This is a genomic window from Actinokineospora sp. NBRC 105648 (assembly GCF_030269645.1).
In the GTDB taxonomy this organism is placed as follows: domain Bacteria; phylum Actinomycetota; class Actinomycetes; order Mycobacteriales; family Pseudonocardiaceae; genus Actinokineospora.
The window spans coordinates 53,740-65,547 of sequence record NZ_BSTR01000001.1 but is presented as its reverse complement, the minus strand read 5'-3'; the positions used below and the strand labels follow the sequence as shown (position 1 = coordinate 65,547).

The following is an 11,808-nucleotide window of genomic DNA, read 5'->3' as shown; positions in this document are numbered from 1 at the left end:
GTGGCGGGGCTGACCGAGGCCGACGTGGCGCTGCTGCTGCGGCTGATCGACCTGCCCACCGCGGGTCCGCTGGAGGGGCCCGGCCCGGTGTGGCTGTGGGCGGCGCAGACCGCCTACGCCGAGGCCGCGCACGGGTTCGACGTCGTGCACCACGCCCCGGCCGAACCGTCCGAACTGGACCTCCCGAGCGTGCCCGAGGCCGTGCGCGACGCCGCCCGCGACCCGGACTTCCTTGCCGCGCAACCCAATCTCGTGCTCAGGCTGGGCCCGGCGGACGCACCGACGGTGATGTTCAACGTCCACCTCGACACCGTGGCCGGGCACGAGCCCGCGTCCTGCGACGGCGCCGTGGTGCGCGGTCGCGGCGCGGTCGACGCCAAGGGCCCGGCGGTCGCGCTGCTGGCCGGGATCCGCGACGCGGTGGCCCGCGAACCCAGGCTGGGGCGGGAGGTCTCGGTGCTGGTGCAGGCCGTCGCGGGCGAGGAGGGCGGCGCGATGGGCACCTTCGGCACCCGCCCGCTGATCGCGCGGGGCTTCTACGGCGCCCTCAACATCTTCTGCGAGCCCACCGGCCTGCGCTACCTGGCCCGGGCCACCGCGTCGGCCACCGCGCGGGTGCGGGTGGCGGGCAGCGGGGCCGTCGACGACCGCCCCGGCGACGGCCACAACGCCACCGTGCTGCTCGGCTACCTCGCCCAGCACCTGGCCACCGAGCTCGCGGGCGGCCAGGCGTGCATCGCGGGCCTGCACACCGGCACCCGGCACAACCGCGTCTACGGCCAGGGCGACCTGCTGGTCAACCTCGCCTACGCCGGTGCCGACGAGGGCGCGGCGCTCACCGCCGCCCTCGACCGCGCGATCGCGGGCGGCGTCGAGCGGTTCGGCTCGGCCTTCGCGGGCGTGCCCGAGCTGGCCCGCACCGCCGCCGACGCGGCCCGGCTGACCACAGTGGACTGGCTCAAGCGCGGGCTGCCCGCGCTCGCGGGCGGCGGCCCCTGGCTGGGCGGTCTGATGGCCACCGCGGGCGTGCCCGCCTGGCCCACCGCCGAACCGGCGTTCACCTGCGACGCCATCTGGATGTCCGAGGTCCCCGGGACCGCCACCGCCGTGCTCGGCCCCGGGGACCTGGCCGCCAACAACGCGCACGCCGAGGGCGAGTTCGTCGCCCTGGCCGACCTGGCCGCCTTCGCCGACCAGGTCAGCCGCGTGCTGCGTGCCTTCACCGCCACACCGACGAGAACGGCACCGGGATGACCGATCTGGACCACGCCCCACCCGCGACGCGGGTGCGCGTCGAGCTAGCGGAGCTGCTCAGCTTCACCACGGAGGTGTTCGTCGCGCACGGGGTACCGCGGGGTCGGGCGAGCGCCGCCGCGACCGCGCTGTGCCACGGCGACATCACCGGCACCAGCTCGCACGGCCTGGTCAACCTGACCAGGATCTACCTGCCGCTGCTGCGCTCCGGGCGCAGCAGGCCCGACGCCGAGCCGCGGGTGCTCGCCGACCGGGGCGCCTCGGTGCTGCTCGACGGGTGCGGGGCGCTGGGGCTGTGGCTGGCGGGCGAGGCGATGGACCTGGCCGTGCGGCGCGCGGTCAACCACGGCATCGGGCTGGTCTCGGTGCGCGGCGGCACGCACTTCGGCTGCGCCGGGCCGCACGCCCTGCGCGCGGTGGCGGGCGGGATGATCGGCGTGGTCGCGGCCAACTGCGGCCACCAGCGGATCGCGCGGCCGCCGCGCGGCCGGGTGGCGATGCTGGGCACCAACCCGCTCAGCGTGGCCGCGCCCGCGGGCGCGCACCCGCCGTTCCTGCTGGACATGAGCACCACCGCGGTGCCCACCGGCAAGGTCCGCGCGGCGGCCCGGGCGGGCGAGGGCGTCCCGGCGGGCTGGCTGGCCGACGAACACGGCGACCCCGTGCGCGACCCGGCGCTGTTCGACCAGGGCACCGCCCACCTCACCTGGCTCGGCGGACCGGGATCGGGTGAGTACAAGGGGTTCGGCCTCGGTCTGATGGTCGAGGTGCTGGCCGCGCTGGTGCCCGGCGCGGGCATCGGGCCCTCGCCCGCCGCCTGGGCCGCCGACCGCGCCCCGGACGACGACATCGGCTACCTGGTGCTCGCCGTGGCGCCCGCCACCCTGCGCGAGCCGGAGGCCTACCAGCGCGACGCGGGGTCGCTGTTCGGGTCGCTGCTGGGCTGCCCGCCGGTCGAGGCGGGCGGCAAGGTGTCCTACCCGGGGGTGCCGGAGGCCCGGCACGCCGAGGAGTGCCGCGGGCTGGGGGTGCCGCTGAGCGGCGCGCTGCACGCCGAGCTCGCCGACGTGGCCGCCGAGCTGGGCCTGGACCTGCCGGGGGTGCGCTGATGCGGATCGGTGTGATCGGCCTCGGGGTGATCTCCCGCTACTACCTCGCCGCCCTCGGCGAGAGCGGCCCGCTGCGGCTGGGCGCGGTGTGCGACGTGCGGCCGGAGGCGCTGGCGCCCTACCGCGACGAGGTGCCGTGCTGGCGCGACCACCGGGACATGATCACCGCGGGCGGGCTGGACGCGGTGGTGGTCACCGTGCCCAACGACCAGCACGCCCCGGTGTGCCTGGACCTGCTCGACGCCGGGCTGCCGGTGTGCGTGGAGAAGCCGCTGGCCACCCGGCTGCCGGACGGGCTGGCGCTGGCCGAGCTGGCCGCCACCCGCGGCGCGGTGCTGTTCACCTCGTTCCACCGCCGCTACAACGCGCGGATCCAGGCCCTGGTGGCGAGCCTGCCGCCGGGGGTGCCGGTGGAGTCGGTCCGGGTGCGCTACCTGGAGCGCATCGAGGACCACGTCGGCGAGGACGAGTGGTACCTCGACCCGCTGCGCTGCGGCGGCGGCTGCGTGGCCGACAACGGGCCCAACGCCTTCGACCTGGTCCGACTGCTGCTCGGCACGCTCCAGGTGTCCGGTGTGGACATCCGGCGGGACGCGACCGGGGTGGACCGGGCCGCGGTGGTGCGGCTGGCCACCGAGACCGGCGCGCTGGCCACCGTGGAGCTGGACTGGGACCACCCGGGCGAGACCAAGGACGTCGAGGTGCGGCTGGCCGACGGCACCGTGCGCCGGGCGGACATGCTGGCCGGGTTCGCCGGGTTCAAGCAGTCGCTGTGGCACGAGTACGCCGGGGTGCTGCGCGCGTTCACCCAGGCCATCCACACCGGTGGCGTCGACCGCGACGGGCTGGCCGCGCTGGCGCTGGTGGACGCCTCCTACCGGGTGGAGCACTGCTCGAAGGTCGCGGCGATGGTGGGGCGGGAACGGTGATCGAGGACGGCGACAAGCGGACCGTGGCCGGGGTGCTGGTGAAGGTGCTGGTGCACCGGCGCGACGACCGCGGGATGCGGCTGGAGGAGTTCGCCAGCCGGTGCGTCCGCCGGGGCGAGGTGCACGAGCTGGTGACCACCGACCACGCGGTCGGCGACCCGAGCATCGACCGGGTCGGGTTCCTCGGGTTCGCCGAGATCTCGCACGGCGGGGTGATCGACCGCGGCGACGAGGTGCGGATCGGCGACCGGGTGGTGGGCACCGTGCTCGGCTTCGACGCCTGCCACTTCCCCAACCACTACAACATCCTGATCCGCCGCGAGGCGCCCGTCTCCGGCGGCCAGATCGACCTGTCGCCGGAGTCCACCGTCCACTTCGTCCAGTCGGCGGCCCGGTGAGGCGTGCGGTCGTCGCGGGCGGCAGCGTCGCCGGGCTGCTCGCCGCCCGCGTCCTGCACGACCTGGCCGACGAGGTGCTGGTCGTCGAGCCGGGCGACCTGCCCGAGGGGCCCGAACACCGCGCGGCCGTCCCCCAGGACGCGCAGTTGCACATCCTGCTGGGGTTGGGGCAGCACCTGCTGGCGCACTGGTTCCCCGGGATCCTCGACGACCTGGCCGCCGACGGGGCGGTCCTGCGCGACCCGCACACCGATGCCCGCATGTACGTCGACGGCCGGATGCGCCCACCGGTCGGCGGCGACAGCCTGCTGCCCGTCGACCGCCCGCTGCTGGAGTGGCACATCCGATCGGCGGTGCTGGCCCTGCCGCGGGTGCGCCTGGTGCGCGACCGGGTAGTCGGGCTGGAGCTGACCGGCGACCGGGTGACCGGGGCGCGCCTGGAGTCCGGGGTGCGGCGGGCCGACCTGGTGGTGGACGCGACCGGTCGGGCCGCGCGGTTGTCCAGCTGGCTGGCCGACCTGGGCTACCCGGCCGCACCGAAGCGGCGGATCGGGCTGGACCTGGGGTACGCGACGACGCTGTTCCGGCGGCGGCCCGGCGCGCGGCTGGACGGGATGTTGATCGTCCACTCGACACGGTCCGCGGCCTGGGCCCGGGCCGGGATGAGCTGCGTCGCGCCGGTGGGGCCGGACCGGTGGGTGTGCGTGGTGTCCGGGTACGGCGCGGACCGGCCGACCCGCGATCCCCGGGCGTTCGCCGCGCGCTGCCTGGCCGAGCCCGCTCCCGGTTTCGCCGAGCTGGTGGGCGGTTCCGAGGCGGTGGCGCCGGTCGCGACGCACCGGTTCCCGCACAGCGTCCGCCGGGACTTCCACGCGGCGGAGCGCTTCCCGGACGGGGTGGTCCCGGTCGGTGACGCGGTGGCCTCGTTCAACCCGATCTACGGTCAGGGCATCTCCTCGGCGGCGCTGCACGCCTCCGCGCTCGGCGGCTGGCTGGGGGCGGGTACGGCGGTGGGCGACTACCTGCACCGGCTCTCGTTGCTGGTGGACGTGGCGTGGCAGACGGTGCTCAACGACTTCCGGCTACCCCACGTCACCGGCGAGCGCCCGCGCGGCGACCGCTTCCGCCAGGCGCTGGCAGGCGCCATCGACGCGGCGGCGATGTCCGACCCGGTGGTGGCCCGCCGGTTCGCCGACGTCCTGGCGATGCGCGCCCGGCCCGTGGAGCTGCTGCGCCCCGCGGTGCTCGGCCGCGTGGTCGTCGCGGCGGCTCGGACCAGGTTCGCCGCGAACCACGGAGGCGACCCGCCCGCGTGAACGCACGGCGGTTACCACTGGGCGGGACACCGCGTCCCACCCTCTGGTAACCGGCCGTGGTCCGCGGGCGGGTGCACGGAAAGGAACCGCCCCGGAGGCATCAGCCTCCGGGGCGGTGGTGTCCGAGCAGCCGGGGTCAGCGGCCCAGCAGCGAGATGTCGTGCTTGCCCTGGTGGAAGTCGCGCACGGCCTCGACCAGCTCCTCGACCGAGAGCGTGCCGCTGCCGTTGCCGTCGAGCTGGCGGAAGGCGCTGTCCGCCTGGCGCTCGTCGACACCGGCGGCGCGCAGCCAGCGCTTGAACTCCGAGGGGTTGACCTCGCCGTCGCCATCGGTGTCGGCGATGTCGACGATGGCCTCGATGGTCGGCCGCAGGTTGCGGTCGAACCCGGCGTCGCCGCCCTGGACCAGCTCCTCCTCCGACACCCGCAGGTAGTCCTGGAGGGACACCTTGCCCTGCGGCCCCACACCCGCCTTGCCTGCGAGCTTCTCCCACAGGCCGTTGTACGCGGAAACGAGAGCCCGCCCCTTGGGCGAGTTCTCCTGCTCGCCGAAGCCCTGGAGGATTCGACGCGCCTCGGACTCGTAGTCCGACTTGTCGATCGCCCCGTCCCCGTTGCTGTCCCAGAGTTCGAAACGACGCTTCAGCCGGCTGTCCTGGACGCTTGCGGTCACGACCATGCTCCTTCGCGTTTGACGGTATTCCGCGCGGGCACCCGACGATTCCGCCGCTCATTCGGTACCCGACGAACCCCGACACTAGCAACGCGGCCCGTCCTGGGCGCGATCTGGACGATCCCTTTTCGGGTGATCGACGATTCCGCCTATCGAGCCCTGGGTAACCGCCGAAAACCTGGGTAAGATCTTTTCACCGCTTTCGTGATTCACCATTTGGCCTGGCTATTCAGGCCCGACTGAGCCGATGATCCAACTCGGCGCGGAGCCGGGGCCATGGGCGGCGCGCCCCTCGACGCGGACGGCCGGACATCACCCGCCGCCAACCGATAGGGTGAAAATACGTACCCGAATCGGCGACTGCGGCCCTGCTGGGAAATGACCAGCATGGGACGCGAGATCCGATTCCAGGGAGGGCCCCAATGCGGTTCGCACGCTCGATCGTCGCCACCTTCGCCGCCGCCGCGCTCACCGGCGCGCTCGCCGCGCCCGCCGCGGCACTGGCCGGGCAACCACCGGCGGCGCGCGGCACGGTGATCGTCTTCACCCTGGAGGGCGACCCGCTCAAGTTCATCCAGGACCCGCACGGCGGCTGCAACGATCTGCCCGCGCTCTCGCACCTGGTGCTCAACCTGACCGACCGCAGGCTGACGCTGTACTTCGACCCGCTGTGCATCTTCCCGGTGCCCTTCATCGGCGACGTCCGGCCCGGGTACGGCGGGCACCCGCTCTCCCCCGCGGGCGGCTTCCGGGTCGGCTGAGACCCCTCATCGGCGCGGAAAGGACGAATCTTGTCTGTGGACCTCGTGGTAGTCGGGCTGGGTTACGTCGGGCTCCCACTGGCCAGGCGCGCCTGCGCCGCCGGGCTCGCGGTGGTCGGCGTGGACACCGACCCCGACGTGGTGTCGGGCCTGCGCTCGGGCCGCTCACACGTGCAGGACGCCGCGGACGCGGAGATCCACGCCATGCTGGACAACGGTTTCCGGACCACCACCACGTTCTCGCCGGTGTCGCTCGCCGACACCGTGGTGATCTGCGTGCCCACCGGCCTGGTCGACGGCGAGCCGGACCTGCGCGCGGTGATGGCGGCGGGCCACTCGGTCGCCGCCCACCTGCGACCCGGCACGCTGGTGGTGCTGGAGTCGACGAGCTACCCCGGCACCACCGAGGAGGTGCTGCTGCCGATCCTGGAGTCCACCGGGCTGGTGGCGGGCGTCGACTTCAACCTGGCCTACTCCCCGGAGCGGATCGACCCGGGCAACGGCGAGTACGTCCTGGAGAACACCCCCAAGGTCGTCAGCGGCCTGACCCCGGTGTGCGCCAAGCGGTGCGAGGCCTTCTACGAGGAGCTCGTCGACTCGGTGGTGGTCGCGGCGGGCCTGCGCGAGGCCGAGACGGCGAAGCTGCTGGAGAACAGCTACCGACTGGTCAACATCGCCCTGGTCAACGAGCTGGCGGTCTTCTGCGACCGGCTCGGGATCGATGTCTGGGACGTGCTCCGCTGCTCGGCCACCAAGCCGTTCGGCTTCCAGCCGTTCTCCCCCGGCCCCGGCGTCGGCGGGCACTGCATCCCGGTCGATCCGCGCTACCTGGCCAACCGCGCCCGGGCCGAGGGGCTGCCGTGCTCGATGGTCACCACGGCCCAGGAGGTCAACGCGGGCATGCCCGGGTACGTGGTGCGCCGCGCGAGGGACATCCTGGCCCGCGACGGCGGACGGGTCTACGGGGCCCGGGTGCTGCTGCTGGGGGTGACGTACAAGGCCGACGTCGGGGACCTGCGGCAGTCACCGGCCGTCGGCGTCGTGCGGCAGCTGCGGGCGATGGGGGTGGAGGTGCTCTACTGCGACCCGCACGCGCCCGCGTTCTCGGTGGACGACGCGCCGGTCCGCTCGGTGTCCGATGTGGACCACCCGGTGGATCTGGTGGTGCTGTTGCAGGCGCACCGGTGCTATGACTTGGGGGCGCTGGGCCAGCGGGTGGTGCTGGACGCGCGGGGGAAAGTGGAGGGGGATCGGGTGGAACGGCTGTGAACCCCGGGCTCGCGTGGGCCAGATCTAGTGAACTCGCTTGAGGGTTGCCGTGTTCGTTGCCCAGGTAAGAGCGGGGGCTCGATCTAGTGAACTCACTTCGCGCGGGGCCCCTAGAGCACCGCGGTGGTGAAAAAAGGGCGGGTGAAGGGCATTCCCCACCACCGGCAAGTTTAGCGGTACTCCTCCCCCACACGAAGCGAGTCCACTAGATCGAGCATCCGTAGCGGGGCCGCCGGTACCAGCCGGGCCGGGATTAAGAGCAATGAAAGCTTGGAAAGCTCGAAGAGATTGAAGAGCTTCGAACCTTTGGGGCGCTGCCTCTGTACCTCCAGCCGAGCCCGCTGGAACGTGCGTCCCGCTACGTGTGCTCGATCTGGTGAACTCATTTCGTGTGGGGGAGGAGTACCGCTAAACTTGCCGTGTGTGGGGATGCCCTTCACCCCACGCTTTTTCCCCACCGCGGTGCTCTAGGGGCCCCGCACGAAATGAGTTCACCAGATCGAGCCCCCGTTCTTAGACCCGGTCTCATGTGGTTGATCTTGGTTTGGGATGATCGGTTCTCGTGGACAGGTTGTCGTTGCGGTTGGTGCCGGATGCGTTGTGGGACGTGGTGGAGCCGTTGGTCCCGGGGTTCGTGGCCCGGCCGCAGGGTGGTGGGACGGCTCCGTTGGATGATCGGGCGGTGTTCACCGCGATCGTGTACGTGTTGACCAGTGGGTGTGGGTGGCGGGAGTTGCCCGAGCAGTTCGGGGTCAGTGTCCCGACGGCGCACCGCAGGTTCACCGCCTGGACCAAGGCGGGGTTGTGGACCCGGATACACCACGCGATCCTGGACAGACTCGGCGGCGGTGACCTGATCGACTGGTCGCGGGTCGTGGTGGACGCCGCCGCGACCCGGGCGAAAAAGGGGGCTCGGTAACCGGTCCGAGCCCGGTGGACAGGGGCAAGAACGGGTCGAAGATCCACGTCCTGGTCGACCGAGCGGGTCTGCCCTTGGTGGTCGGGGTCTCGGCGGCCAACGTCAACGACCACCTCGCCCTGCCCACCCTGGTCCACGCGGTCCCGCGGGTGCGCACACCGAGGAGGGGACGGCGGTTCCGCCCGGACAAGCTTCACGCCGACAAGGCTTACGACGTGCGCGAACTCCGGAAATGGCTGATCGACCGGGGCATCATGGTCCGGATCAGCCGCAAGGGTGTCGACACCTCCACCCGGCTGGGCCGTCACCGCTGGGTCGTCGAACGCACCTTGTCCTGGCTGGTCAACCACTACCGCCGCATCGGCACCCGATGGGAACGCCATGGACGCAACTACCTCGGCTTCCTCACCCTCGCCGCCGCCCTCACCTGCTTCAAGAAACTCACCACATGAGACCAGGTCTTAACTGGGGTACTCACGGCGGCGAACGCTCACGAGAGTTCGGCGGCGAACGCTCAGGAGACGGCGAAAGCTCAGGAGAGCTCGGAACCACCCACAGCGGCCGGATCGGCGATCGCCCACAGGTGCTGCACCGCGTACGCCCGCCACGGCCGCCAAGCCGAGGCATGGGCCGTCAACGCAGTGGGCGTGAACGGCAGCCCGAGCGATCGCGCGGCCGTCCGGACCGCCAGGTCGCCCGGTAGGAACGCGTCCGGGTCGCCCAGCGCGCGCATCGCGATCGTCTCCACCGTCCACGGGCCGAATCCCGGCAGCACCGCCAGTCGGGCGCGGGCCCGGTCGCGGTCGGCGCCGACTCCGAGGTCGATGGACCCCGAGGCCAGCGCGTGCACCAGGGCGGCGACCGTGTCCCGTCGGGCCCGGGGAAGTGCCAACCGGTCGGGATCCAGTTCGGCCAGTGACTCGGGGGTGGGGAACAGGTGCGTCAGGCCGCCGGACGGGTCGTGCGCGGGATCGCCGTGATCAGCCACCAACCGGGTCGCGTGGGCTCGCGACACGGCGGTGGTCACCTGTTGACTCAGCACCGCGCGCACCGCCAGCTCACCGCCGTCGACGGTCCGGGGGACGCGGCGGCCGGGCGCGCGGCGGACGTACGGGTGCAGAACTGGGTCGGCCGCGAGCAGGTCGTCCACCGCGACCGGGTCGGCGTCGAGGTCGAGCAAGCGCCTGCAGCGGCTGATCGCCCTGGCCAGGTCGCGCAGGTCGGTGAGCGCCAGCTGGCAGGCTATGTGGTCGGCGGTCGGTCGCAGGGTCGCGATGCCGGTGCCGTGCGGGAGCCGCAACGTCCGCCGGTAGGCGCCGTCGCGCCACTCCTCGACGCCGGGGATCGCGGTCGCGGCGAGGTAGCCGAACAGGTTGTCCGGGCACAGCGGCTCGCGGAAGGGCAGCCGCAGGGAGATCACGCCCGGGCTGGACACCTGCCTACCCGCGCGTAGCCGCAATTCCGTTGGGGGCAGCGCGAAAACCTCGCGCACCGTGTCGTTGAAGGTTCGGATGCTGCCGAAGCCCGCCGCCGCCGCCACCTCGCTCATCGGCAGGGCCGTGGTCTCGATCAGCAGTCGCGCGGTCTGCGCGCGCTGGGCCCGGGCCAGCGCGAGCGGGCCCGCGCCGAACTCGGCCAGCAGCTGGCGCTCAACCTGCCGCACGCTGTAGCCCAGGCGCGCGGCCAGCCCGGGCACGCCCGCCCGGTCGACCACGCCGTCGGCGATCAGCCGCATGGCGCGGGCGGCCAGGTCGGCGCGCTCGTTCCACTGCGGCGAACCGGGACTGGCGTCCGGGCGGCAGCGCTTGCAGGCCCGGAAGCCCGCCTGCTGGGCCGCGGCCGCGCTGGGGAAGAAGGTCATGTTCTCGGCCTTCGGCGGCATCCCCGGACAGCTCGGCCTGCAGTAGATGCGGGTAGTCCGTACCGCGGTGAAGAACCAGCCGTCGAAGCGCGCGTCCTTGGACCGCACCGCGCGCACGCAGCGGTCGAAATCCTCATGCACACGGGACAGGATGAAGGTCGGCCGTACAGTGTCCACTAGCGGTAAAACGACTTTACTGTCCAGAAAGCATCGCCGGCGGTTTTCCGCGCGTTCCTGTCGGTGGGTCCTGCTTGACTGATCGCATGACGACTTCCCAACAGGACCGCGCCCACGAGTTCCACGCCCTGCACGCGGGCCCGGAGGTGTTGGCGCTGGCCAACGCCTGGGACGCGGCGAGCGCGGCGGTCTCGGTCGCCGCCGGGGTGCGCGCCGTGGCGACCACCAGCGCGGGCGTCGCCTGGAGCTTGGGCGCCCCCGACGGCGACGCCCTCTCCCGCGACCACGCCGTAGACCTGATCGCCCGCGTCGTGTCCGCCGTGGACGTGCCGGTCACCGCCGACATCGAGTCCGGCTTCGGCACCACCGCGGCGGACGTGGCCGAGACCATCCGCGCGGTGCTGGCCGCGGGCGCGGTCGGGGTGAACATCGAAGACTCCCACGCCAACGCCACCGGACCACTGCGCCCGATCGCCGAACAGGCCGAGCGCTACACCGCCGCCCGCGCCGCGGCCGACGAGGCAGGCATCGCCCTCTACCTCAACGCCCGCACCGACACCTACCTGCGCGGCGTCGGCGACGAGGCGGACCGGTTCAGGGCGACAGTGGACCGGGCCAACGCCTACCTGGCAGCCGGCGCCTCCGGCATCTTCGTGCCCGGTTTGGTCGATTTGGAGGTGATCAGCCGACTGGCCAAGGAAATCCCGGCCCCACTCAACATCATGATCCACCCCGGCGCCCCCTCGATCGGCCAACTGCGCACAGCGGGCGTGGCCAGGGCCAGCCTGGGCGCGGCCATCGCACAGGCGGCTTACGCCCTGACCCGACGGGCCACCGAGGAACTGCTGACCGCCGGAACCTACGACACGGTAACGGAATCCATGACCTGGGTGGAACTCAACGGCCTCCTGCGCCGCTGACGAAACCTGCTTTCCGCAATTCCCTGTTCGCCCGCCGCCGCTGTCCACTGTAGAGGGATGAGGACACCACCCGCACCCGAGTGATCACGGCAGCGGGCAGCGGGCAGCGGGCAGCGGGCAGCGGGCAGCGGGCAGCGGGCAGCGGGCAGCGGGCAGCGGGCAGCGGGCAGCGGGCAGCGGGCAGCGGGCAGCGGGCAGCGGGCAGCGGGCAGCGGGCAGCGG

The 11,808-nt window shown here is 72.8% G+C and carries 11 protein-coding genes; 9 read left to right on the top strand and 2 right to left on the bottom strand.

What is annotated here, in order from left to right; all coding sequences use genetic code 11:
* The 5 genes from QSK30_RS00305 to QSK30_RS00285 are packed head-to-tail and all read left to right on the top strand — an operon-like array spanning nucleotide 1 to nucleotide 5,006.
* A complete protein-coding gene (locus QSK30_RS00305) occupies nucleotides 1-1,254 on the top strand; it encodes a M20/M25/M40 family metallo-hydrolase (RefSeq protein WP_285498677.1) in 1,254 nt (417 codons plus the stop codon).
* A complete protein-coding gene (locus QSK30_RS00300) occupies nucleotides 1,251-2,363 on the top strand; it encodes an Ldh family oxidoreductase (protein WP_285498676.1) in 1,113 nt (370 codons plus the stop codon). The genes QSK30_RS00305 and QSK30_RS00300 overlap by 4 nt, the downstream gene beginning before the upstream one ends.
* Entirely contained in the window at nucleotides 2,363-3,292 is a 930-nt protein-coding gene (locus tag QSK30_RS00295) for a Gfo/Idh/MocA family protein (protein WP_285498675.1), read from the top strand. Before QSK30_RS00300 ends, QSK30_RS00295 begins: the two co-directional genes overlap by 1 nt.
* Complete coding sequence (locus QSK30_RS00290) at nucleotides 3,289-3,690, top strand: DUF6917 domain-containing protein (RefSeq protein WP_285498674.1); 402 nt, start codon at nucleotides 3,289-3,291, stop codon at nucleotides 3,688-3,690. Before QSK30_RS00295 ends, QSK30_RS00290 begins: the two co-directional genes overlap by 4 nt.
* A complete protein-coding gene (locus QSK30_RS00285; protein ID WP_285498673.1) occupies nucleotides 3,687-5,006 on the top strand; it encodes an NAD(P)/FAD-dependent oxidoreductase in 1,320 nt (439 codons plus the stop codon). Before QSK30_RS00290 ends, QSK30_RS00285 begins: the two co-directional genes overlap by 4 nt.
* A 136-nt stretch (nucleotides 5,007-5,142) precedes the next feature.
* Here the strand turns inward: QSK30_RS00285 and QSK30_RS00280 are convergent, their stop codons facing one another.
* On the bottom strand, nucleotides 5,143-5,685 hold the full coding sequence (locus QSK30_RS00280; protein WP_285498672.1) for an EF-hand domain-containing protein: 543 nt from the start codon (nucleotides 5,683-5,685) through the stop codon (nucleotides 5,143-5,145).
* 416 nt (nucleotides 5,686-6,101) lie between these two features.
* On the opposite strand from QSK30_RS00280, the gene QSK30_RS00275 reads away from it, so the two are divergent.
* From QSK30_RS00275 to QSK30_RS00265, 3 genes are all read left to right on the top strand, one after another.
* Nucleotides 6,102-6,440 carry a hypothetical protein gene (locus tag QSK30_RS00275; protein ID WP_285498671.1) on the top strand — a complete coding sequence of 113 codons (339 nt, stop codon included), beginning with the start codon at nucleotides 6,102-6,104 and terminating at the stop codon, nucleotides 6,438-6,440.
* Between the two features lie 30 nt (nucleotides 6,441-6,470).
* Nucleotides 6,471-7,709 (top strand): nucleotide sugar dehydrogenase, encoded by a 1,239-nt coding sequence (locus QSK30_RS00270; RefSeq protein ID WP_285498670.1) that lies wholly within the window; start codon nucleotides 6,471-6,473, stop codon nucleotides 7,707-7,709.
* Nucleotides 7,710-8,295: 586 nt separating this feature from the next.
* A protein-coding gene (locus QSK30_RS00265; RefSeq protein WP_285498860.1) for an IS5 family transposase occupies nucleotides 8,296-9,080 on the top strand; the annotation gives its coding sequence in 2 pieces (ribosomal slippage) (nucleotides 8,296-8,617 and nucleotides 8,617-9,080; 786 coding nt in all).
* An 80-nt stretch (nucleotides 9,081-9,160) separates the two neighbouring features.
* Here the strand turns inward: QSK30_RS00265 and QSK30_RS00260 are convergent.
* A complete protein-coding gene (locus QSK30_RS00260) occupies nucleotides 9,161-10,630 on the bottom strand; it encodes an AlkA N-terminal domain-containing protein (RefSeq protein ID WP_285498669.1) in 1,470 nt (489 codons plus the stop codon).
* A 122-nt stretch (nucleotides 10,631-10,752) separates the two neighbouring features.
* Between QSK30_RS00260 and QSK30_RS00255 the strand changes: the two genes are divergently transcribed.
* On the top strand, nucleotides 10,753-11,586 hold the full coding sequence (locus tag QSK30_RS00255; RefSeq protein WP_285498668.1) for an isocitrate lyase/PEP mutase family protein: 834 nt from the start codon (nucleotides 10,753-10,755) through the stop codon (nucleotides 11,584-11,586).
* The last annotated feature ends 222 nt before the right edge of the window (nucleotides 11,587-11,808 follow it).

Excerpts from the sequence above, each read along its gene's own strand:
- QSK30_RS00300 (WP_285498676.1), top strand. The coding sequence starts at position 1,251 with ATGACCGATCTGGACCACGCCCCACCCGCGACGCGGGTGCGCGTCGAG.
- QSK30_RS00295 (WP_285498675.1), top strand. The coding sequence starts at position 2,363 with ATGCGGATCGGTGTGATCGGCCTCGGGGTGATCTCCCGCTACTACCTC.
- QSK30_RS00280 (WP_285498672.1), bottom strand. The coding sequence starts at position 5,685 with ATGGTCGTGACCGCAAGCGTCCAGGACAGCCGGCTGAAGCGTCGTTTC.
- QSK30_RS00275 (WP_285498671.1), top strand. The coding sequence starts at position 6,102 with ATGCGGTTCGCACGCTCGATCGTCGCCACCTTCGCCGCCGCCGCGCTC.
- QSK30_RS00255 (WP_285498668.1), top strand. The coding sequence starts at position 10,753 with ATGACGACTTCCCAACAGGACCGCGCCCACGAGTTCCACGCCCTGCAC.